Annotated in this window: 16 protein-coding genes; 10 read left to right on the top strand and 6 right to left on the bottom strand. The window is 54.9% G+C overall.

Annotation, left to right across the window (positions count from 1 at the left end):
* Positions 1-18 precede the first annotated feature (18 nt).
* The 4 genes from FF011L_RS11525 to FF011L_RS11510 form a co-directional block, all read right to left on the bottom strand.
* A complete protein-coding gene (locus FF011L_RS11525; RefSeq protein WP_218933151.1) occupies positions 19-1,491 on the bottom strand; it encodes a pectate lyase in 1,473 nt (490 codons plus the stop codon).
* A gap of 550 nt (positions 1,492-2,041) precedes the next feature.
* The gene (locus tag FF011L_RS11520) at positions 2,042-2,956 is read right to left on the bottom strand and encodes an EamA family transporter (RefSeq protein WP_246109873.1); all 915 of its coding nucleotides are present in this window, start codon (positions 2,954-2,956) and stop codon (positions 2,042-2,044) included.
* Entirely contained in the window at positions 2,949-4,556 is a 1,608-nt protein-coding gene (locus tag FF011L_RS11515) for a sodium:solute symporter family protein (RefSeq protein WP_145351812.1), read from the bottom strand. The genes FF011L_RS11520 and FF011L_RS11515 overlap by 8 nt, the downstream gene beginning before the upstream one ends.
* Positions 4,549-4,812: a DUF3311 domain-containing protein gene (locus tag FF011L_RS11510; protein ID WP_145351811.1), complete on the bottom strand. Its 264-nt coding sequence runs from the start codon at positions 4,810-4,812 to the stop codon at positions 4,549-4,551. The genes FF011L_RS11515 and FF011L_RS11510 overlap by 8 nt, the downstream gene beginning before the upstream one ends.
* A 155-nt stretch (positions 4,813-4,967) precedes the next feature.
* Between FF011L_RS11510 and FF011L_RS11505 the strand changes: the two genes are divergently transcribed.
* Complete coding sequence (locus tag FF011L_RS11505; RefSeq protein WP_145351810.1) at positions 4,968-6,848, top strand: SLC13 family permease; 1,881 nt, start codon at positions 4,968-4,970, stop codon at positions 6,846-6,848.
* 183 nt (positions 6,849-7,031) lie between these two features.
* The gene (gene thiC / locus FF011L_RS11500) at positions 7,032-8,366 is read left to right on the top strand and encodes a phosphomethylpyrimidine synthase ThiC (protein WP_145351809.1); all 1,335 of its coding nucleotides are present in this window, start codon (positions 7,032-7,034) and stop codon (positions 8,364-8,366) included.
* Between the two features lie 1,461 nt (positions 8,367-9,827).
* Here thiC and FF011L_RS11495 read toward each other — a convergent pair.
* Positions 9,828-10,658 (bottom strand): sugar phosphate isomerase/epimerase family protein, encoded by an 831-nt coding sequence (locus FF011L_RS11495; RefSeq protein WP_145351808.1) that lies wholly within the window; start codon positions 10,656-10,658, stop codon positions 9,828-9,830.
* 316 nt (positions 10,659-10,974) lie between these two features.
* Here FF011L_RS11495 and guaB point away from each other — a divergent pair, with 316 nt between their 5' ends.
* Entirely contained in the window at positions 10,975-12,465 is a 1,491-nt protein-coding gene (gene guaB, locus FF011L_RS11490; RefSeq protein WP_145351807.1) for an IMP dehydrogenase, read from the top strand.
* Between the two features lie 7 nt (positions 12,466-12,472).
* Entirely contained in the window at positions 12,473-13,999 is a 1,527-nt protein-coding gene (locus FF011L_RS11485) for a hypothetical protein (protein WP_145351806.1), read from the top strand.
* Between the two features lie 17 nt (positions 14,000-14,016).
* Here the strand turns inward: FF011L_RS11485 and FF011L_RS11480 are convergent, their stop codons facing one another.
* Positions 14,017-14,397: a response regulator gene (locus tag FF011L_RS11480; protein ID WP_145351805.1), complete on the bottom strand. Its 381-nt coding sequence runs from the start codon at positions 14,395-14,397 to the stop codon at positions 14,017-14,019.
* A gap of 573 nt (positions 14,398-14,970) precedes the next feature.
* Here FF011L_RS11480 and FF011L_RS11475 point away from each other — a divergent pair.
* From FF011L_RS11475 to FF011L_RS11450, 6 genes are all read left to right on the top strand, one after another.
* Positions 14,971-17,025 carry a TonB-dependent receptor plug domain-containing protein gene (locus FF011L_RS11475; RefSeq protein ID WP_145351804.1) on the top strand — a complete coding sequence of 685 codons (2,055 nt, stop codon included), beginning with the start codon at positions 14,971-14,973 and terminating at the stop codon, positions 17,023-17,025.
* Between the two features lie 124 nt (positions 17,026-17,149).
* Entirely contained in the window at positions 17,150-17,710 is a 561-nt protein-coding gene (locus tag FF011L_RS11470) for a YfiR family protein (RefSeq protein WP_218933150.1), read from the top strand.
* Complete coding sequence (locus FF011L_RS11465) at positions 17,710-19,476, top strand: ATP-binding protein (RefSeq protein ID WP_145351802.1); 1,767 nt, start codon at positions 17,710-17,712, stop codon at positions 19,474-19,476. The genes FF011L_RS11470 and FF011L_RS11465 overlap by 1 nt, the downstream gene beginning before the upstream one ends.
* Before the next feature lie 116 nt (positions 19,477-19,592).
* Positions 19,593-19,985 (top strand): ATP-binding protein, encoded by a 393-nt coding sequence (locus tag FF011L_RS11460; protein WP_218933149.1) that lies wholly within the window; start codon positions 19,593-19,595, stop codon positions 19,983-19,985.
* 145 nt (positions 19,986-20,130) lie between these two features.
* Positions 20,131-21,282 carry a hypothetical protein gene (locus tag FF011L_RS11455; protein ID WP_145351800.1) on the top strand — a complete coding sequence of 384 codons (1,152 nt, stop codon included), beginning with the start codon at positions 20,131-20,133 and terminating at the stop codon, positions 21,280-21,282.
* Positions 21,283-21,479: 197 nt separating this feature from the next.
* Complete coding sequence (locus FF011L_RS11450) at positions 21,480-22,484, top strand: DUF1559 domain-containing protein (protein WP_218933148.1); 1,005 nt, start codon at positions 21,480-21,482, stop codon at positions 22,482-22,484.
* Positions 22,485-22,496 lie beyond the last annotated feature (12 nt).

The following is a 22,496-nucleotide window of genomic DNA, read 5'->3' as shown; positions in this document are numbered from 1 at the left end:
AACAAAAATTGCGGCATGTCAAAGTGACAGGTAATCACTGCAGATGTCTAGGTTTCGGCAGAAGACTTCGCTGGATAGATACGATTCCCCGATTTCAAACTTGGGTTGCCCAACCAAGCGGCGACCATCGTATTGACTGATCCACCGGCCCTGCGAATCCAAATCGGCTAACACTATTGCAATCAATTCCTTCGATTTGGCCTGATCCTCGGACTTTGCCCTTTCGACGGGCGCACTGATATCGGCTTGCAGACGCACCAATTTTTCGCGTAGTTCATCGCCTCGGCTGGGCCACTTCCAGCCATAGTGGTCGGGCAGATTCGTGTCGTCATAGGTCAACTGATACGCTCTACCGCGGCGTTCCATATAGAGGGGGCGATTTGTTTCCAGTTCGTAGTAGCGAGCCAACCGACCGTCGGGCAGCAGGCAGCTGTCCAAATAAACAAGTGCAGCGGGGATCGGTTTCAGAAAACGAGCGTCGCCTGTCGTGCTGGCGATCTTGAGCAGCGTGTCGATGACTTCCTGAGATTCATCGGCGGCGATCGCGGGTGGTTCAAACGCGCGCGCCCAGATCGGTTGCATCTGCTGGTTGTACTGCTGGCACCATGCTGGCTGAGGCATCGGCATTTGAGCCAACAGCAGAAACTCGCCCAGACGCTGGAGAGCGGCGAGGTACCGATCGCCTCCATAGGTTTGATGCGCCAACACAAGCGTGTCTGCAACATTTCCACAAACGTTGTCGTTCAGTGTGTATTCATTCCAGTACGCCTTGAGACGTCCCTCGGTGCGCCAATCCAGCGTGGGGTAGTTAGCAGGCACGACCGGACGTGACGGCACAGGTTTGGTCCAGACCTGTGGGAATCCACCGTTGGGATACTGAGCCTGCAAAAGCGATTGCAGCCCTCGTTCCGCGGCTTGATGGATTGCTTGATGGCGAAACGCATGCAGTCGATCGACTTGCATCAGCAACTGGAGAGCTGCAGGCGTTTGACCGTCATCCAACGAGGAATGACCGTCTAACCGTCGTTTCCCACCAGAAAAGGGGAGCCCTTTCAAGGCTGGCGCCAGATCGATCTTATTCGTCCATCCTCCCGAACGAAGTTGCCCATAAACGAGTACCAAGGCGGCATCGGTCGCAGCATCCAAGAATGTCCGGTCGCCCGTCGCTTCATACAGTTTCGCCAACGAAATACCAACGGTAGGTGTCCCAGGCGGCTGGACCCAAACCTCCGTCGGAGCGGCTGGCCCTTCCCCCAAACGTCTCTTCAAGTCAGGACTGTAGTAGTAAACGTATCCGCCGTTTAAAGCAACGTTTTTGGTGTAGAACTGGACGGCACGATCAACGGCGGCTTTCACGTCCGCCGGCGCCGGCGGGGTGGATTTGCGGGATTCTTGTCCGCTTGCCAGCGGACTTACCACTACCACAACGCAGCAGGCAACGAATAGCGTCAAGTTCCAGCGGAGCATTTTGGATCCAATCTGAAGGTTCATGGCAGAAACCAGGTTAGCTTCTGCATTGTACATGGCGATCGGAGAGGCCTGTTTCCGCTCTGTCCCAGTTTTTGATCGAGCTAGGCTGACATGTGAGATCTCGATGGAGTCTGCGCAAATCGTATAAACGCAAGGTGCAGATCGCCAGTCAACGATACTTTCACGAGAGCCGTGCGATTTATAAGTTGCGAGTATGGCAGGGAGAAAAGGCCCCATGCCAGCTTACCTGGCAGGAAGCCAAGATTTGAAATTTGATTGACAGAGTTCCGCTTCCGGGCTTGCCCCGGCGGGCTCACAACTGGCAGCTACTCTCTTGTACGATCGAAATGCGGTTCTCCGCCAGCCCCGAATCGCCTAGGCGATTCGGGGCTGGCGGAGAAGGATCGAGTGGGGGTAGGCATTCAGGTAGCTGCCAGTTGTTGTACCGACCGGGACGAGCCCGACGGAAACAAACAAGAGCAGCCTGAGCGGAAATCGTGAACTTATAAATCGCACGTCCCGAGCGGAAGGCGACACTATCAAAGCCGCAAGTATCTGCGGCCTCGATGGGCTAGCCACCTAGCACAACCATCACCACTGCCGCCGTCAACAGAGACGCACCGGCCAACCGCATCACCATGACGCGGGGCGAATGGTCTGCCTCGCTTCCGCCCCAGCGTACCGCGATCCACCACGCCAGCCCGACGCCCCACAATCCTCGCAGCGCATAAACGACATTCACTCGCGTCGCGTCCCCGAACCGAGAAAGTGCAAAGACGATACAGATCGCTTGTAGGGCGATCAACAATGTTCCCAGCAACAACCACGGACGCAATTTGGGATCTTTGAGCGCGACCGGTTTAATGAACGGCAAAAACCCCAAGGAAAGAATCGCAACCATCCAGAAGACCAAAGGCAAGAACCGCCCTGATCCCCAGGCCGGAGACCAATTCTGTACCAACACATCAAAGAGCGCAAAGGAACAGGCCGACAGGGCTGCAAAGCCGATGGTCCATCCGGCACCGTGCGCCGACTTGGAAACGACACTGCCACGCGGGCGCCGCGCCGACCACTGCACCATTCCAATTCCGATGGTCGCGATGGCGGCAGCCGCCCAGACGATTCCAGATAGCTGATCCGATGTCAGCAGGGTCGCCAGTACAGCAACCAGCAAAACCTTTATGCCCAGCACGGGGGCGGCCACCGAGACATCCCCTTTGGATATCGCATAAAAGGTGAGAACCTGCCCCATGATGAACAGAACGGCAATAACCGCAGGCTGCCAAAACAGACTTAACGGCTGCATGGTGCCGCCCAGAAACCAAAGCGGCGAAAAGAGAATTGCCGCCCATACATTCGCCAACAGTGTTACCGTCCATGGCCCTCCGCCCCCTTGGCTGGTTCGCTTGATCGCAATCAAGCCGAACACAAACAGGATGCTGGCGGAGAGTGGTAACAGCAGGTGAATCGGAAAATCACTACCCAAAGAACTTAGCCAACTTCTCGTCGCTAATCTTTGGCGTCAGATAGGATCCGGCGATCGTTGCGACGGTTGAAGCCAGCACCATCACGGCAACGGGCATCACGTCATAACCGGTTCCACCGATCGGCAGCACAACCGCAAATCCATCCAGGTCTTCCGAACGATACGCGATGGCAAACAGAACCAACCAACTGATGATCGCTGCCAAGATGCCGCAGATCGCCCCGCCGGCCGTTAAACGTCGCCAATAAAGCGCCGCGAAGATCAATGGGAACAACGCACTAAATCCACTGAAACACCAGACCCCCAAAGCAAACACATTGCTCTTGGGGCCAAGAATGATACTGAGGATATAGGTGACCGCAACGATTCCGATAATGAACCAGCGAGTGATCGCAACCTGCTGCTTTTCGCTGTATCGGTTTTTGCCACCGTAATGTAGGACAATGTCATTATTGAAGATCGTTCCCAAGCAGAGGAACTGACTATCCAGACTGGACATAATCGCGGCCAAAATCCCAGCTGCCAAGAATCCGCCCAGAACTTGTCCCGTTTGCGTTTTCACCAAGAAGGGCAAAATCGAATTAGCCGCTTCAATCGATGGTTTAGGAGGCACACTCGGCATCAAGCTTCCTTGAGCCCAGACTCCGACCAAAACGCATGGCACCCACACGATCATGATGAACAGCGGGTGAAAGACGACAGGCACCTTAAACGCTTTAGCGCTCTTCGCCGTCATCCAGTGCTGGAACAAGTGAGGGAACATGCCAACGGAAAGCGGGATCAACAGGTAAGAGAAGAACAATGTTTTGCTCATTCCTTCCCTCGTGCTGTACTCCGTCGGGACCGATTCACCCAGTACGCGGAGGTTTTCCATAAAACTATCTTGCTTACCCAGGCGGGTCGCAATGAAGTAAAACGTGACCATCCCCAAAGTCATGAAGACAAGCGTCTGGAAAGTGTTGGCCCAGGTCGTTCCTCGCATCCCGCCGAAGAAAACGTAAATCAAAACGACGGAACAAATCATCAACGATCCCATCCACGGCGGTATGCCGCCGTGCAGTGCTGGGTTCGGAGAACCGTCTGGTTTCAGAGCCGCAAACCAGGACAAGTCAGGAGCCAACCCGGCGGTTAAAGCCTGCATCACCACACCGCTACTGATCACGCCGACCAGTAGGTAAGGAATGACCAAACCGACAAGAATCGGGAACAGGAGCAATCCGACAAAATCGTTATTCAAACGATCACGGAAGTATTCAATCTGAGTTGTGTAATTGAAACGACGTGCCAGGCTCCAGACCTTCACGCCGATTATAAAGAAGCAGAGCGAGTGAATCACACCGCTGCTACTTGCCATTTTTCCGTAAACCCCGATCCCTTCTCGGTAGGCTTGACCGCTACTTCCCACCAAAGCGAAAGCGGTCATCGTCGTGCCGAAAATGCTCATCAAAAGCAGGAACGGTCCGATCGAATGGCTGGCTGTCTGATAATCCTCGCGAGTCCCTGTGAAGAGACGACTGGAAAACAATCCCAACCCCAACAACAATCCCAAATAGATCAGGATGATAACTAACTGGGGCAACCCCGGCTGAAACTCAGGCATCTTTGCTCTCCTCCTGTGCTTGTTCTTCCAAAGCCGCACGCGTCTCTTCGATCAACTCCACTGGCCAAGCAATTTTGGTTGCTAACAGCCAAGTTGCGGTTGCCGCGAGAGATAGGCAGGCATGGTAAAAAAGTCCGATTGGGATAAACCCAAAAACCAGGGTGCCGTCGTTCCAGTTCCAGTTATCCTGATGCACAATCAGTAATACCAGAACCAAAACAGCAATGACCAGCGGGCCAGTACGATTGGAAGACATAGGGGTGGGTTGGATGGGAGGGTGGGACTAAAGAAACGCCGGGGATAGTGTAGTGGATAGATAGCTGCGAAGTACACTAGTCGAGCTATACTGTCCGTTTTGGTAGCGGCAGTTGTGCCTAAACAGACTGTCATCCCTTTGGTGGAATTGTTCTTTTGGACTGGGAAGCTTGGTTTTCGATCGCGATTGCCGTCTTGTTACTTGCAGGACTATCGTTCCGCATTGCGTCCACCGATCTGGTGGCCGTCACTTGTCTGGCGATATTGGTTGTCGTTTCCAACCTAAGCGGATCCAATAAACTGCCGACGTCGACCGAGGCGATGGCCGGATTCGGCAATCCCGCCCTGCTAACGGTTGGGCTGTTATTCGCGGTTGTAGCGGGACTGGAATTCACCGGGGGGACACAGCTTGCCACCGGATGGTTATTACGCCGAGCCAAAGGGTTACTGGATGGCCAGATCCGTTTATTAGTCCCCGTCGCGTTTTTAAGTGGTTTCCTTAACAACACCCCGCTTGTCGCTGCACTGATGCCGGTTGTTAGTGACCTAAGCAAACGAACAGGAGTCAGCACCAGCCGGTTCTTACTACCCCTCTCATACGCAGCGATTTTGGGTGGGATGTGCACGCTGTTTGGAACCAGCACCAACCTGCTGGTTTTTAAACTGTACCAAGCCAAGGGTGGGACCGACCTGCACTTCTTTTCGCCCGGTTGGGTCGGAGTCCCGGCGACGATTTTAGGGGTCCTATACATCCTGGTTTTCACCAAACGTTTGCTCCCCCAACGACGTTCGGCCGTCAGTACCCAGGACGACCCACGGCAGTACACCGTGGAAATGACGGTGACCGCCGACGGGCCTTTGGTTTCAAAATCAATCGAAGATGCCGGGCTGCGACACCTGCCGGGGCTTTACCTGGTCGAGATTCAACGTCGCGGCGAGATCCTTCCCGCAGTGGCCCCGACAGAAAAACTGCATGCGAACGATTTATTGATCTTGGTCGGGGCCCTCGATTCGGTCGTCGACCTTCGCAAGATTCGTGGTTTGGTGCCAGCGACGGACCAGATGCGGAAACTGGATGCGCCCGCCTGGCAACGCCAACTGGTCGAAACCGTTGTCAGCCCACGCTGCCCGCTGGTTGGCAAATCGATTCGCGAAGGCAAATTCCGTACGCGTTATCGAGCCGCCGTGATCGCGGTTGCTCGAGGCGACCAGCGGGTCCCCGGCAAACTGGGTGACGTCGTTCTCGATGCGGGGGATGTGTTGCTGCTGGAAGCGCCTCAATCGTTCTTGCGTGAGCACCGCAATTCCAACGATTTCTTTTTAGTCAGCCAAGTCATCGGTGGCGAAATCCTGCGTCCCGAGCGGGCGTGGTTGTCGCTGTTCATCCTGCTGGGAATGGTCCTATGTGCCGCGACTCAAGTCGTTGACATCCTGACCGCAGCACTGGTCGCCGCGATCACCATGGTCGTCACACGATGCTGCACGATGGGCGAGGCCCGCCGAAGCATCGATGGTTCGATTTTGGTTGTCATCGGAGCGGCCATCGGGATCGGGCTGGCCATGGACACAAGCGGCGCGGCTGCTGAGATCGCGAAGAGTATGTTGGCATTGGCGAACCGGAACCCTTTCGCGACCCTGGCGATCCTTTATCTGGCAACGATGATCTGCACTGAATCGATTACCAACAACGCAGCCGCTCTGCTGATGTTCCCGATCGCCTGGAACGCTTCGGTAGGCCTGGGTTACGACCCGACCCCTTATATCGTGGCAATCATGATCGCCGCCTCCGCCAGTTTCGTCACGCCCTTTGGGTATCAGACCAACCTGATGGTTTATGGGGCGGGTGGGTATCGGGTGAGCGATTACATCCGGTTTGGTATGCCTCTGAACTTGGTTGTGTTCGCCACCACGATGATCGTGATCCCCATTTGCTGGGACATTAAGGCTCCCCTGCCACCCAACGTCCCCCCCGCAGTGGTAGCCGGGGACGTTCAGCCTGCGAACATGGATGGCGACGTTGGATTGCTGAATCCGTAATGGTCCAGCGATTTGCAGCGAAATAAAACGGGCAGATCCCGGCACGGGAAAACTTTGAATCTGCCCGCACTACTCTCCAGCAGATGCATGGGTTACAAAATACGGGCGTTGATTGAAACACTCGTCCATCCCTCCGGCATCTAATAAATAGCCGGAAGCGGTTTTCGCTGGAGAATAAAGCTGATGGCCCAAACCCAAATCCTGGCCGCTCGCCAAGGTGAAGTCACCCCCGAAATGGAATTCGTTGCCGGGCGTGAAGACCTGCCTGTCGAAACGATTCTTGAAGAAGTGGCAGCAGGCCGGATGGTCATTCCTGCCAACAAAGTTCACCTGCAGGGTGTCCTTGAGCCCATGGCGATCGGGATCGCGGCGAAATGCAAAATCAACGCGAACATCGGTAACAGTGCCGTTACCAGTAACGAAGGCGAAGAATTAGAAAAACTGCACACCGCTGTCCACTTCGGCGCCGACACGGTCATGGACCTGTCGACCGGCAAAGACATCGACAGCATTCGCCGCAAAATCATTGACGCCAGCCCCGTGCCGATCGGAACCGTTCCGATCTACCAAATGCTGGAAGAACTGGGCGGCAACATTGAAGACATGCGTCCGCAACACTTCATGGACATGATCGAACACCAAGCGAAGCAAGGTGTCGACTACATGACCGTTCACTGCGGTGTCAAACTGGAACACCTGCACCTAAGCGTGAACCGAGTAACCGGTATCGTCAGCCGCGGCGGATCGTTGATCGCCAAATGGATGATGTCCCACAACAAACAGAACCCGCTTTACGATTCGTTTGACGATTTGTGCGACATCATGAAGCAGTACGACGTCACTTGGTCGCTTGGTGACGGAATGCGTCCCGGGTCGATCGCCGATGCGTCGGATGCGGCTCAGTTCGCCGAACTGGACGTCTTGGGCGAACTAACGAAACGAGGCCAAGACCGCGGAACGCAGGTGATGGTCGAAGGTCCCGGGCACATCCCAATGGACCAGATTCAGATGAACATCGAAAAGCAGATCGAAGTCTGCAACGGTGCTCCGTTCTACGTCCTTGGACCATTGGTCACCGACATTGCACCTGGTTATGACCACATGACCAGCAGCATCGGCGCCGCGATGGCGGGTTGGTACGGAGCCGCCATGCTCTGCTACGTCACGCCCAAAGAGCACCTCGGACTGCCCAACCGCGAAGACGTCAAGCAAGGGGTGATCGCCTACAAGATTTCGGCACACGCCGCCGACGTCGCTCGAGGCCGTAAAGGCGCACAAGATCGTGACGACGCCCTTTCACGAGCTCGCTTCGCATTCGATTGGAACGAACAGTTTCGGCTTTCCCTCGATCCGGAAACCGCCAAAGCGTACCACGACGAAACGCTGCCCCAGGACACCTTCAAAAGTGCTCACTTCTGCAGCATGTGCGGACCGAAGTACTGCTCGATGAAAATCACCGAAGACATCCGCAAGATGGCTGCTGAAAAGCAACTGGTGGAATTGCCAGAAACCCCGTAGTAACACTTGGGACCTGCGATATTCACAGCTAAGCGATCGCCCCTCGCTCTTCCTTCAGAGAGTGAAGCCTTGGGGTGATGATTTTCTAAGCGGGTAGCTGGTATGCGGTAAAGCATTCAAAGCATTCAACCCGCTGCGTGACGGCTATGTTGCTTCCACCGGGCTTGCTGGCTGTCGATTGAGTCTTTGTCGCCTTTCGCGCGGGACGTGCGATTTATAAAGGTGGCGATTTGGCAACGAGAATAGGCCCCATGCCAGCTTGTCTGGCATGGCGCCAAGATTTGAATTTAGTTTGCATGGCTAAAAAAACACATCGATTCCGGATTGCCGCTGAAAGCGACAATCCGAAATCGATGCGATAACCTGGGGGGCGTCCCTCTAATTTCAAATCTTGCGTCCCTGTCGGACTAGCCGACGAGGGGACGTGGGAGGCCGACGTTTCTTGCTTCCGCTGCATTCCGCAAAGAAACCGCCAACTGATAAATCGCACGTCCCAGGCCAGTTTGCAAAAGAAACAATTGGGACAATTGTTCTTCACTTCTTGCGAACGGTGCAGGCCCGATCGAAAAGCGAAAGGGACGATGATCCTGCAAACAAGGATTGCCAAGCGTCCGCCGGAACGGCATCGCTATCGCTCTTTGGTCCGGCCTACTTTTGCTTGTTAATGCGCACGCTAGGTTTCCATAGCCCGGAGGGTGGCAGATACTTGCTGGCGGCGAAAGACGCCGGAGTGGGGATCGCGAAAAGGATTGCCAAGCGTCCGCCGGAACGGCATCGCTATCGCTCTTTGGTCCGGCCTACTTTTGCTTGTTAATGCGCACGCTAGGTTTCCATAGCCCGGAGGGCGGCAGATACTTGCGGGCGGCGAAAGCTGCCGAGTAGGGATCGCGAAAAGGATTGCCAGGCGTCCGCCGGAACGGCATCGCTATCGCTCTTTGGTCCGGCCTACTTTTGCTTTTTAATGTGCACGCTAGGTTTCCATAGCCCGGAGGGCGGCAGATACTTGCCGGCGGCGAAAGCCGCCGAGTGGGGATCGCGAGAAGGATTGCCAAGCGTCCGCCGGAACGGCATCGCTATCGCTCTTTGGTCCGGCCTACTTTTGCTTGTTAATACGCACGCTAGGTTTCCATAGCCCGGAGGGCGGAAGATACTTGCCGGCGGCGAAAGACGCCGCGTGGGGATTGCGAAAAGGATTGCCAAGCGTCCGCCGGAACGGCATCGCTATCGCTCTTTGGTCCGGCCTACTTTTGCTTGTTAATGCGCACGCTAGGTTTCCATAGCCCGGAGGGCGGCAGATACTTGCGGGCAGCGAAAGCTGCCGAGTAGGGATCGCGAAAAGGATTGCCAAGCGTCCGCCGGAACGGCATCGCTATCGCTCTTTGGTCCGGCCTACTTTTAGTCCGTTGCACGTCGAAATCCGTCGATTCCGGAAGATGCTGTACTTCTGCCGTATTGGTATCCCTACCGCGACGACAGCGTACTGCCGGTCCAGTAGTCGTAGGCTCGCATCGTCTGCTCTGCAGCGGCTTCTGGCGTTGGATAGGGGAACGCTTCTGCGGAGAGATATCCCTCAAACTGGATTTCCCGCAAGGCTTCGATGATCGGGATGAAATTCATGTGCCCTTCGCCGACGGGCCGCCGGTTGCTATCGACAAAATGGATGTGACCGATATGTGGGTCGCCATCTTTTAGGGCCTGAGCGACATCACGCTCTTCGATATGCATGTGAAAGAGGTCCGCCAACAGTTCCACATTGTCCGTCGACAATTGCTCGAGCAGGTCGACGCCTTGGGCGATCGTGTTGACCTGATTGGTTTCGTAGCGGTTCAACGGTTCGTAAACCAGAGGGACTTTGTACTGGGTCGCGTGCTCTCCCAGCTCTTCCAACGCTTCGGCCAAATAGCCCCTGGCCGTCGGCTGGTCGACTTCGGCGTCGTACCGTCCCTGCATCGAACCGATGATCGCAAAAGCGCCGAACGGGCCTCCGAAATCGATCATGGTGCGTACGAAATCGATTGCTTGACGTCTTTTTTCGGCCGCTGCGTCGGCCAGCTGAAGGCGATGCTTCACCCATCCGGCGCCCGTACCAACCGCGGCAAGATCCAAACCATTGTCATCCAGCAGCGTGCGTAATTCGTCGCGATCGACGGCGTCAGGCCCCGGCGCGAAGATCTCGACAGCATCGAACCCCATTCGTGCAGCGAGTTCACAGCCGGCTCGTAATCCGTCCCAGAGGACAAACGGACCGCCGCGTGCTTCTTCAACCAAGCTAATTGTGACACAGGACTTCATGGAAACTTCCTTGAGAAGTGAACAGAACGTATTTGACGAAAGTCCCTAAGGGGGACGAAAAGAGTTTGACCGGAGAGGGAAGGATCCTAACCTATTCCTCAGATCGGGGACACTCAGGAACCCAGCCCCCCAAGCCTTTCCGCCTGCCCTGTCCTCCCCAAAGACACCCGGAAAAAGACACCCGAAATCGTTCCTGAGACAGCGGACCGAAGGGGGGCCTATCTACCCCGAAAGTTACTTTCCCTGCCACTAGATGATTTTTTGGGATTCCGCCATAATTAGTTATTGTCTGCATACCCCCTGGAACGGAGCCCCGATGGCTATCGAAAACGGCTTGATTTCTATGCAAGGAATCACTTTTGATGACGTCCTCTTGCAACCGCAATATAGCGAAGTGATGCCGTCCGAAGTGGACGTAAGTACACGCCTGACGAACCGTATTCGGCTGAAGATCCCATTCGTCAGTTCCCCGATGGACACGGTCACCGAAGCTCAGATGGCAATCGCCCTCGCCAAAGAAGGTGGATTTGGGATCATCCACAAAAATCTCTCCATCGACGAGCAGACCAAAGAGGTCCTCAAGGTAAAGCGAAGTGCAAACGGGATCATCGTCAATCCCGTCGTCCTGCACCCTGAGGAACAGGTCAGCCGAGCCGCCGAGCTGATGGAGCAGCAGAACGTGTCGGGAATCCCGATCGTCAACCGCGACCGGACGCTTGCCGGGATCCTCACGCGACGCGATTTGCGGTTCCTGGAATCGCCCGGTCTGCTCATTTCCGAAATTATGACCAAAGAAAATTTGGTCACCGCAGTAGGAAATGTAACGCTTGAGGAAGCTGAGCGGATTTTAACGGATAAAAAGGTGGAGAAGCTTTTACTGATTGACGAAGAAAGAAAACTGACGGGACTGATTACGATTCGCGACATCGACATGATGAAGCGATATCCGAATGCTTGCAAAGACGGCCTTGGTCGTCTGCGTGTTGGAGCGGCAATCGGAGTCTTTGATTTTGAGCGAGCCGAAAGCCTGATTCAACAAGGTGTTGACCTGCTGGTAGTCGATTCCGCTCACGGTCATTCGAAGAACGTGATCGAAACCGTCCGAGAGATCAAGAAAAGGAACAACTGGGACATCGACGTTGTTGCGGGGAATATCGCGACGGCCGAAGGTGCCAAGGACCTGATTGATGCGGGAGCCGACGCTATCAAAGTTGGCATCGGGCCCGGATCGATTTGTACCACTCGCGTCATCAGTGGCGTGGGAGTCCCCCAGATTAGCGCTATCGCCTCGGCGGTCAGCGTTGCAGATAAGCGAAATATCCCGGTCATCGCCGACGGTGGAATTCGCTTTAGCGGAGACGTTACCAAAGCCATTGCAGCAGGTGCCAGCACGGTCATGATCGGCAGTTTATTTGCCGGCCTAACCGAAAGCCCTGGCAAGATGATCCTTTACCAAGGACGGACCTTCAAGTCTTACCGAGGGATGGGATCGATTGGTGCGATGGTGCAAGGAAGCAGCGATCGATACCGACAGGCTGACACGAAAGCGGGGAAATTGGTTCCCGAAGGTGTCGAGGGTCGAGTACCGTTCAAAGGTCCTCTCGGGGACTACGTTTACCAACTGGTAGGCGGGCTGCGAGCTGGCATGGGATACGTTGGAACTAAGACAATTGAAGAATTGCGTAAGGACGCGCATTTCATCCAAGTTTCGGCGGCTACGGTTCGGGAGAATCACCCGCATGACATCGCGATCACTCAAGAAGCGCCTAACTACAGTCCCGACGTCTCTAGCGGGGAAACCCTCTAGCAGTGACATGCCAGCGTTTCGACGACGCACTGCGAACCGCTGGAAATCGACGATGCTGACCCTGGTAACCGGGTCGGCATGCTTTTTCGGGGCTGCAACGTTGGCGACTGGGCAAGCTCCTGGCACCTTCAAGCCCGTTCCCAAGTTTGGCGAAGCCACACAAAAGAACGTGGCAGCGAATGGTCACCGCCCCTCCCACCACCTGAATTGGCGGAAGAGCAGCCAAACCGTCGACGTCGCGGCTACGGCCGCGGCTGTGCAGACGGCAGCGGTTCCTCAAACGCCCGCAAAGTTGGCCCCCGCCATCCAGGCCACACGTGGCAAATTGCCCGTCCGTCAGGTTCGCGAAATCCAACAGGTTGCTTTTCAGGACGGCCCATCGCTCCAGTTGCCGCCGGCGCTTCAGAATCAAGATTCGGGCGACGCCAACGCGGACATCTTCAACAATCCATTTGGTGATGATCCTGCCAAGGCACTGCCCAATTCCGGTGCCGAAGTGGTTCCTGGCGATGCCCCAAACATGAACCTCAATCCGTTTGATGACGGTCCAGCCAACGCACTCCCCATCCCTGGAACCGAAACGCTTCCTAACGAAGCCCCAAAGGCGGCTCCGCAAACCGACTTGCTGCCAGCACCTCAGGGAAACCCGATGCGTGACCAAGCATCTCCCTACGACCGAGGCGAACCCGCCGAAGAATTGACGCCTCCGGGACCAGCGGAAGATGCGGCTTCCGACGCTCCGTACACCAATCCATTTAATCGAGACGAAACAGGGGCTGCCGAATCGGGTTCGATCGATCAAAGCGAGCGACGTCAAACCTTTGGCAACCGAACCACCCCTGGAAACCTGCCTGAATTTTCCTGCGATGATTTCCGCGACCGTTTGGCTTCACGGAAAATCGAACATGTCTCGCTTGATATCTCCCCTCCGTTCCGTCCTGAAATCACCCAGGAAGACGAATGGGAAAAAGAGCGACGCATCTTCAACGAGAAACAGAAGATCCGCGACTGGCGATCGATGGATGGACACCTCATGGCTCGCGGTCGTTTGCGTGACCTTCGCTATGAAGAAGTGATCCTGGAAACAGAAGATGGTGTGATGGAAGAGATTTCGGTCAACCGGATCAGCGAAGCCGACCTCGCGTATATCTCCACCCAGTGGGGACTGCCCACCGAATGCCGCATCCGTCAAGAAAAATACCGACCTCGAGACTGGACGCCTAGTCAAGTTGACTGGAAGGCTTCCGGCCTCTGTCACACTCCGCTTTACTTCGAGGAAGTCAACCTGGAACGATATGGTCATACCGCCGGGCCCATTGCCCAGCCTCTCCTATCGTCCGCTCACTTTTTCCTAAACGTCGCGGTACTCCCCTACAAAATGGGAATCCATCCACCAAACGAATGCCAGTATTCCCTCGGGTACTACCGCCCAGGCGATTGTGCTCCGTGGATCGTTCCACCGGTTCCAATCAGCCTTCGTGGAGCCCTTGCCCAGGGAGCCGTCGTCGGCGGACTAGTGGCACTGATCCCCTAGTGCTTGGCACTTAGTCGTTAGACGCTGGAATCGAGCAATCCTTCCAGCATTTCTTTCAACTGTTTCAGGGTGTAGGGTTTGAGCAAATGGCCATCAAACCCCGCCCTTTTGATCGCGGTGATTCGATCCCGATCCGCGTCGCCGGTGACAACCACCACCCGTGGCCCTTCTTCAGGAAACATCTTCCTCACCTCTCGTAGCACGGCGAACCCGTCGTGCTTGGGCATGTTCAAATCGGTGATGATGATTTCAATCGAATTGCTGCTTCGCAAGGCAGCTTCTGCGTCGTTCCAGGAACGGCAAGCCACACATTCGCCGCCAAGTACTTTCAGTGCAGCGACGATCGAACGGAGCACTAGCGGGTCGTCATCGATCGCGAGGGTCAGAAACTTTTCCATGTGGCAGCCGTGCAAGAATTAGGATGAGAGGACTAGGCGGACGCACGCAAAAAAATAATCGCTTCAATCAGCCGGCAAACTTTCATTGCATCGTTTCCAAATCGGAAACAAACGATTCCAGAAAGCGGATCAAAGGCAGAAACGAAGGACAAGCGAAACAAGGACAAGCGTAGGGACGACGACAAAAATATTAGAACAGACGGGAACGACTGGCATGATCTACAGGTGGTCGGACAGTCAGCATCGCGAATCCCCCGTCAAAAGAAGCGTCCCTAAAGCTCCTTTCTCCCAGCTGACAACGATTATTAGCTTCCGATTCCGACGCGAGCGATAGCCTGCGTCTTCTTCGGACCGCCCCAGACTGCTAGCAGTGCTGCCACCCATTCTACCGGGCGGACCCCGCCAGTGGGTAGCTCACTGGAATCTGCCGGAATTCCTCCCCCCTCTCAAGCGGATACCCGCAATAGCCAACCTAATTACGCCGCGGGCCCCCCATTCGGCCCGATACTCTCCAAAGGAAACAAATCACGGGTTTTAACAGGCCGACGACCGGACTCAAAAGGGCCCCACCCCATGCTAATCGTCCGTGCAGCCTTGCTGGCACTTCTGTTGAGCTTCGGCATCTCAGAAAGCGGCAGCGGCGAGGAGCGTCCACCGACGCCTCTCGACACGGACGGCCGGGGCGCTGACATGGACAGTGAAGACATACTCGACCTCGATATCGATGCTCTGGGGCAGGTCGATGTCGTGGTCGAGTCATTCAACGTGGAAGTTACTTCGGTCACCAAGACCGAGAGTACCGTAGGAAGATCTCCGGCAGCTATTTTCGTCGTCACCAACGAGATGATCCGGCGAAGCGGGGCAAATAGTCTGCCGGAGGTACTCCGCCTTGTCCCAGGAATGCAAGTTGTCCGTTTAGACGCAAACAAATGGGCTGTTTCTTCAAGAGGTTTTAACGGCCAGTTTTCTAATAAACTTCTGGTCATGATCGATGGACGGAGCTTGTATTCGTCGATTTACTCCGGTGTCGAGTGGGCTCGCCACGACACGATCCTGCAAGATATTGACCGCATCGAAGTGATCCGCGGTCCGGGAGCAAGTGTTTGGGGCGCCAATGCGGTCAACGGCGTCATCAATATCATCACCAAAGACTCTGCAGAGACGCAGGGTTTTCTGGCCAGCAACGGCATCGGCAGCGAGGATCAGAACATCCACGCCTTCCGTTACGGCGGCACGCATGGCGCCAACACGACCTATCGCGCTTACGGAAAATATTCCGAACGCGACGAATCGTATCAACCTGGCGGGATCGCATCGGACGACTGGGAAATGGGCCTGGTCGGAACCCGCATCGACTGGGACTCGCACGATCAATACCAGGAACACCTGAGCGCCCAGTTTGAATTGAAAACGGGCAAAACGGGTGATACCACCGATCGTTACCCAATACCGGTATTCCCCTATTACCAATCCCGAAACGATACAACCGATTTCGATGGTGGGTTCGCAATGCTGCGTTACAGCACCATCCTTAGTGACGAATCGACGCTTGACGTACGCGGTTCCTACGAGCGTCGCGAATCGAGCACCAACTTCTACTATTCCCCTCAAGACATTGTCGAACTGGATCTAACGCACAGCTTTGCCGCCCCCCATAACCAACAATGGACTTGGGGACTCGGTTATCAAATGAACTCCGATAACCTAAGCGTGCATGATCCATTTTTAGGTAACATTACGCCTGGAAAGCGGACCACCAATCTGTTTAGCGGTTTCGTCCAGGACGAAATCGACTTTGCCGAAGATTGGACCCTTCTCATTGGCTGCAAACTGCAGCACAACGATTACTCCGGGTTCGAATACCAACCAACCATACGCCTTCTAACCGAGCTGTCGGAAACACAGGTCCTGTGGGGCGCCGTATCGAGGGCCGTGAGAACTCCGGCACGTGCCGAATCCGATTTTCAAATTCGAATCCCAACCGACTTCTATCCGCTGCAATTGCTTGTTGACGGAAATCCAGAACTAGAATCCGAAGACCTATTGTCCTGGGAAGTTGGTTACCGAGCCCAGCCGACCGAAACGTTTTCTTGGGACATCACCGGGTATTACAACCTGTACTCCGACCTAATCGCTGCCGACGTTTCGGGCACGATCTTCCAGTCTCCCCCAACGTCCGCTCCAACGTTACCAGCCTACTTTTACAACAGTGGCAACGGACGAAGCCTAGGGTTTGAAATCTACGGAAAATGGCAAACGACGGAGAACTGGAATCTAGCGACCGGGTACACCTTCCTCGACTTCGACTCGCAGAACGTCGGGGTGGGAGACGCCACTTTCAGCTATTCACGTAACCTAATGTTCGTGCAGTCGTTCTGGAATTATTCAGAGAACGTTCAACTCGATTCGACTCTTCGTTACGTCGACAATAACGTCACTGAAAAGGCTTCTGCCTACATTGAAATGGACATCCGGCTGGGACTGCAGCTAACAAGAGATTGCGACTTCAGCTTGGTGGGTCAAAACCTGCTCTCTCCCAACCATCGCGAATCCGGGCGTCAACCGCTATATGTCCAACGCCTAGAAGTCGAGCGTGGGATTTACGGTCAATTAACTTGGCGTCACTAAGTTCTTTCACCCATGCGAACGCGTTTTAGCTTTCCCTCCTTACCAAATCCCAGGCCCTCCCGTGTTCTCGCTCGTAACCCGATCGCAATTCGCATCTGCCACTAGGCAGCTAGCGATATTTGCGTTGGTCACGATCCTTGGACCTCCGGTCGGAATCCTTGCGTTGCAATCGACGGAAGCTCAGGAACTGGTCGTACGCGATGCCCCGCTGAAAGCGGCCTACATCTACAACTTTGCGAAATACACTCGCTGGCCTGAATCCAATGGTTTTGCCGAATCAGACAAACCATTTGTCTGCGGCGTTTACGGCACTACGCCGGTCGAGAACTACCTGCAAAAAATCGCAAGCAAGAAAACGATCCAGAACGTACGGATTGTCATCCAACACTACCAAACCCCCGCAGAAATCCAGACGCCTCATATTCTGTTCGTTTCACAACACGTAGCCGCCGAGGAATACGCACAGATCGTCGACCGCCTGCGGGGAAAGGCGACGATTCTTATTGGTGAATCCTTCCGACCTACCCCAGCGGACACGGTCACCTTCTACATCAAGGACAACCGAGTCCGCTTTCAGATCGATCTAGACCGGGTCTCCGACGCCAAAGTACAGGTCAGTTCTAAAGTGCTTCAGCTGGGCCGATTGGTGCGCGGTACAACCGTTGTGAAATCGGGGAATCCATAATGATTCATCGCCTGTCCCACCTGCCGATTCGCGTCAAACTATTGATGCTGCTGACGGCCACCACAGCGGCGGCTTTGCTGGCCGTTTCAATGGTCTACATCATCAACGACCGAGTCGTTTCCCGAGCTGCACTGACCAACCAGATGCAGGTCCTCTCCAAAGTGACGGCTAAAAATTTAATCGCCGCGGTAGCCTTTGATGACCGCGAAACCGCCAACGAACTTCTAGAATCCCTAACTCAGGAACCGGCGATCCAGTTGGTGTGCATCTACACCACGGACAACGAACTGTTCACCGCGTTTGACGCTGTCGAAAACCACCACAACGTCGATCCCGCAAGACTCCCCCAACCAAGTCAACTTGCAGAGGGGACCCATTACCTAAATTCTTCGCTTGAACAGGTAGCCTGGATCGAAGACGAAACCGATCGGCTGGGAAGGCTGTACATTCAAGCCAGCACCGAATCGTTGCAAGCGAGAACCGAAAAGAACCTCCTGCTGATCGCCATCACCTGGACCGTCACGCTCCTCCTTTCGATGATTGCCTCTGCCAGACTGGAAAGGGTGATTTCAAGTCCCATTGTGGAACTAGCGGAAGTCGCCAATCACATCTCCGACTGCAATGATTACTCCGTGCGAGTTTCCAAATTCAGCGATGATGAAATCGGAGTGCTCTACACATCCTTTAACAAGATGCTCGCACAAATTGAATCGAGTCGCGATGAACTGAAAGCGGCTAGGGATCATCTAGAAGACCGTGTCCACGAGCGGACTCAACAATTAACCGATACCAATCATCAACTAACAAATGAAATTGCCGAGCGTGCTCGGGCGCAGATAAAACTGCAGGAACTGCAACATCAACTTATCGATACGGCACGTCGAGCAGGGATGGCCGACGTCGCGACCGGTGTCCTGCACAATGTCGGCAACATTCTAAACAGTGTGAACGTCTCTGCAGGGTTACTGCAGGAACGACTTCGTTTCAGTCCCGCGACCAGTCTGCGGCGTTCGGCCGACTTACTATCGACCATGCAAAACATCGCGGTTCCCGACCAGGATCATCGCACCGAGTTACTGGAACCGGAAGCTGACGAGTCGATACCATGTGAGGTATCCGCCCTGTCACGTCTGGAAAAGTTATCCGAATACTTGGGAGCCGTTGCGGACAAATGCGAAAACGACAGCCAAGAAATGTATGGCGAGGTGGACCGTCTGCTGTCAAACATTGATCACATCAAACGGATCGTCAGTTCACAGCAGTCGATGTCCAAGTCATCGGGGTTGATCACCGAAGTCAACGTCGCGACGCTCTTCTTCGAAGCCATTCAGCTGCATGATTCCAGCCTATCGACGCATGGAATTGAAGTCGACTGCGACTTCATCGAACATCCAACGCTCCAATCCGATGAACACCGAATCCTACAAATCTTGGTCAACTTGGTCTCCAACGCCAAGCAAGCAGTCATGTCAAGCGAACGAATCCCACGAACCATACGGCTTGGGATCCAGCACACCGCCGAAAACCGACTGCAAGCAACGGTGAAGGACAACGGAATCGGAATCCGCCCCTCCGACCTAGACAAAATCTTTTCTTACGGCTTCACCACCAAAGTCGACGGACATGGGTTTGGCTTGCACGCAAGCGCACTGGCTGCCTACGAACTGGGCGGATCGTTACAAGTAAAAAGCGACGGCGTTGGACGGGGCGCCCAATTTGTTCTTGACCTCCCATACCACCCCTCAAAACAAGACAATAATGCCTAAGCATGCTCTTGAAAATCGACATCGAATCCTGGTTGTCGACGACGAGTCGAACCATCGTGATTTCCGCCGGATTTTGGCTAAGCGTGAAGCGCGTGCTGAGCTGGGGATGTTGGAAAGTGAGTTGTTTTCTTCCTACCGATTCACAAATCCCACGCCCGCCCCTCGCGCCCAACATCTTGGTTGAACCAAAGGAATGGTTCTCGATTACGATATCGGACATCGGCTGCGGGATACCTGCCGGGGAACTGAAAAAAGTTCTTGATCCGTTTTACACGACGAAACGTCGGGACGAAGGAACCGGAGTCGGTTTATCGATTACCAACACGCTTATTCAAAGGCACGGGGGCTGCATGAAAATTGAATCGACCGTAGGAACCGGCACGAACATCCGTCTCTATTTACCGCTGGCCAAGCGGCCGATCGTTCGATCCTGGGGCATCGCCCAACCGATTCCAACAGGGATGCTTCAGATGGATTTCCGTAATCGCGTGCCTGCAACCGGTTCATAAATGGCGATGGCTTGAAGGGATTTAAAAACGATTCCGATCCCGCTTGTTGTCTGCCCCATTCCGGTCGCCAAAACCGTCGGCGTATTCACTGAACAGAGGGCCCCCAGTTCTTCCAGCCTGTTTGCGAACATGCTAAAGTGGGGGGATGGTCATCCCTAATCCCCGCTATTCCCTCTCAGACATTGAAGTCCTCTTTGCTTCATTTGCCGAGGATTTGGATAGCCCCGTCTTTTTAGTCCAACCGCAACCATCTGCATGGATCGTTGCGGCGAATACTTTGGGCACCACTTGGCTGGAAAAGACTGGAAAAGAAGGGAACGATTCCAGCGGTGCGACGGAACTTTTAACCGATTTGGCCCTCGGCATGGACAAGCATCATCATGCGTCCAATTCTAACTTCGCTCCGCAGACAATTGTGACTCGAAGCGGCGCGACACTGCAAGTTCGGCCTGCCAGCCATACCTCGGAAGGTCCGCTATGGCTTGTCAAAGTGTTAGAGGTTGAACCACTCGCTCGAACCGAAACCGCCCCGACCGTCGAGGTCAACAAGCAGCTGTTTTCGGTGGCGGCCGCCCACTGGAATGCAACATTTTTGCATGAAATTGCTCAACCGGCTCATGTGTTTGTGAACATCGCCGACATTCTTGAATCCTACCTGGATGATAACCAGCTTGATCCGGTGGTCGTCAGAAACCTGACCGAAACGATGCAAGCGGCTGCTGAAAAAGCTTGTCAGTGCGTTGCAGGGTTGAAACAGCAGCTTCCAGCGTGGGAGTCGAAACTTAGCGAATTCGACATGCGAGTGCTGTTTGAAAATTTCTGCCGCGAGTGGGAATCGACCAGCCAAACACTGGCCCGTTCCAACGAGACCGACGAAACCAAATGGTTGATCGTTGCCGACCAGCAGCAGGTCGATTTATTGCTGCGGTTACTCCACTTGCTCTGCCAAACCGTCAACACATCCGACGCCTCCAAAATCACCGAGTGGGAACTTAGTGCGGATCTGAACCAAGTTTGGATTACCTGCCGCTTTGCTGCCCCTCTTCACGTGCCGACACAGGTCCTAGAGGCCTCCCCCGAAGATCTGTTTGCCGCTTCGGCCCGCGGTGCGGCCGAAACGATTGCCCATGGCAATGGCGGCGGATTGACTTGGCTGCCAGTCACCTCTTTTCCCGCCACGGGGGTCACGCCGCCAGCGGCCGACCTGGCAGCAGGGTTTCAGGTTCAGTTCCCTTTGGTTGGATCGCCTCGTCCGGCGGTAACCCAACGCCGCATCATTCGCCGCAGCTGGCACTGACAAAGTCACTCCTTCGGCGACTCCATCTGACCGGACAGACAAGCGATTCAGGATCTTACATCCCTTGTTCCGCAAGCGTCCCCAGCACGCTTCGTGTTGCTCTACCGCTCCGTTCGGGTATAGTGACAGTCAGACACTAATGAGAACGGCTCTCAACTTGAACATGTGTTTCGCTTCTAACGGTGCAGATTGCTTTGATGTCGCTACCAAAAAAATCGGGTTTCACACTCATTGAACTGCTTGTTGTGATCGCGATTATCGGCGTGCTGGTGGGGTTGCTGTTGCCGGCGGTCCAGGCCGCTCGCGAGGCGGCGCGCCGCATCAGCTGCGGCAACAACTTGAAACAAATTGGCTTGGCGCTCCACACTTACGAATCCTCCCTTCAATCATTGCCCGCCGCATGGTCCCCGACAGTTGGCAGCGGCGACGGCTGGTCGGTCCAGGCTCGGTTGCTTCCGTTCCTCGAACAGGCGGCGCTATCCGACGCGGTCGATTACGCCAATGGATATGGAACGGCGACCATTTCCAGCGGTGGAACCTCAACCCGCTTGGCGTCGTTTCGTGTTCCCACCTATCAGTGCGCTTCGGAGATCAACAGCCGCGTACGCACTGACAGCGCTGGCGCCCCTTACCACTTCCCTTTAAATTACGGCTACAACGCAGGAACCTTCTTCGTCTTTGATCCGGTGAATGGTAGTGGCGGTAACGGGGCACTAGGGGTGAATCGTTACCTCGGTTTTCGCGACTGCATCGATGGTTTAAGCAACACGATGGCGTTTGCAGAAGTGAAGGCCTACACGCCGTACCTGCGTGATGCGGCGATCGCAAGTGGACTGACAATGCCGACGGATTCGAGTGTCATCTGTGGTTTAGGCGGAAATTTCAAAGCCGATACAGGGCATACGGAATGGGTTGACGGACGCTCCCACCAGACCGGATTTACCTCGACATTCGCTCCAAACACGGCCGTGATCTGTAACCAAGGTGGCATCGACTACGATGTCGATTGGACCAATCAACGGGAGGGAGGATCCACCACCGTTCCGACGTACGCAGCAGTCACTTCGCGAAGCTTTCATCCAGGCGGAGTACAGACCGCCATGATGGACGGATCCGTAACCTTTCGTTCAGAAAACATCGACCCAACGGTTTGGCAAGCCTCTTCGAGTCGAAACGGTGGCGAAGTCGTTCAGTTGGACTAGGGCAGTCCCCCA

The organism is Roseimaritima multifibrata, assembly GCF_007741495.1.
Classification (GTDB): domain Bacteria; phylum Planctomycetota; class Planctomycetia; order Pirellulales; family Pirellulaceae; genus Roseimaritima; species Roseimaritima multifibrata.
Note: the sequence above shows the minus strand (reverse complement) of the source record. Positions and strands in the feature narration are given on the sequence as shown.

What these genes read in the sequence shown, in the direction of transcription:
- FF011L_RS11525 (WP_218933151.1), bottom strand. Translation starts at nt 1,491, where the DNA reads ATGAACCTTCAGATTGGATCCAAAATGCTCCGCTGGAACTTGACGCTA.
- FF011L_RS11515 (WP_145351812.1), bottom strand. Translation starts at nt 4,556, where the DNA reads ATGCCTGAGTTTCAGCCGGGGTTGCCCCAGTTAGTTATCATCCTGATC.
- FF011L_RS11510 (WP_145351811.1), bottom strand. Translation starts at nt 4,812, where the DNA reads ATGTCTTCCAATCGTACTGGCCCGCTGGTCATTGCTGTTTTGGTTCTG.
- thiC (WP_145351809.1), top strand. Translation starts at nt 7,032, where the DNA reads ATGGCCCAAACCCAAATCCTGGCCGCTCGCCAAGGTGAAGTCACCCCC.
- FF011L_RS11495 (WP_145351808.1), bottom strand. Translation starts at nt 10,658, where the DNA reads ATGAAGTCCTGTGTCACAATTAGCTTGGTTGAAGAAGCACGCGGCGGT.
- guaB (WP_145351807.1), top strand. Translation starts at nt 10,975, where the DNA reads ATGGCTATCGAAAACGGCTTGATTTCTATGCAAGGAATCACTTTTGAT.
- FF011L_RS11485 (WP_145351806.1), top strand. Translation starts at nt 12,473, where the DNA reads ATGCCAGCGTTTCGACGACGCACTGCGAACCGCTGGAAATCGACGATG.
- FF011L_RS11480 (WP_145351805.1), bottom strand. Translation starts at nt 14,397, where the DNA reads ATGGAAAAGTTTCTGACCCTCGCGATCGATGACGACCCGCTAGTGCTC.
- FF011L_RS11475 (WP_145351804.1), top strand. Translation starts at nt 14,971, where the DNA reads ATGCTAATCGTCCGTGCAGCCTTGCTGGCACTTCTGTTGAGCTTCGGC.
- FF011L_RS11465 (WP_145351802.1), top strand. Translation starts at nt 17,710, where the DNA reads ATGATTCATCGCCTGTCCCACCTGCCGATTCGCGTCAAACTATTGATG.
- FF011L_RS11455 (WP_145351800.1), top strand. Translation starts at nt 20,131, where the DNA reads ATGGTCATCCCTAATCCCCGCTATTCCCTCTCAGACATTGAAGTCCTC.
- FF011L_RS11450 (WP_218933148.1), top strand. Translation starts at nt 21,480, where the DNA reads ATGTCGCTACCAAAAAAATCGGGTTTCACACTCATTGAACTGCTTGTT.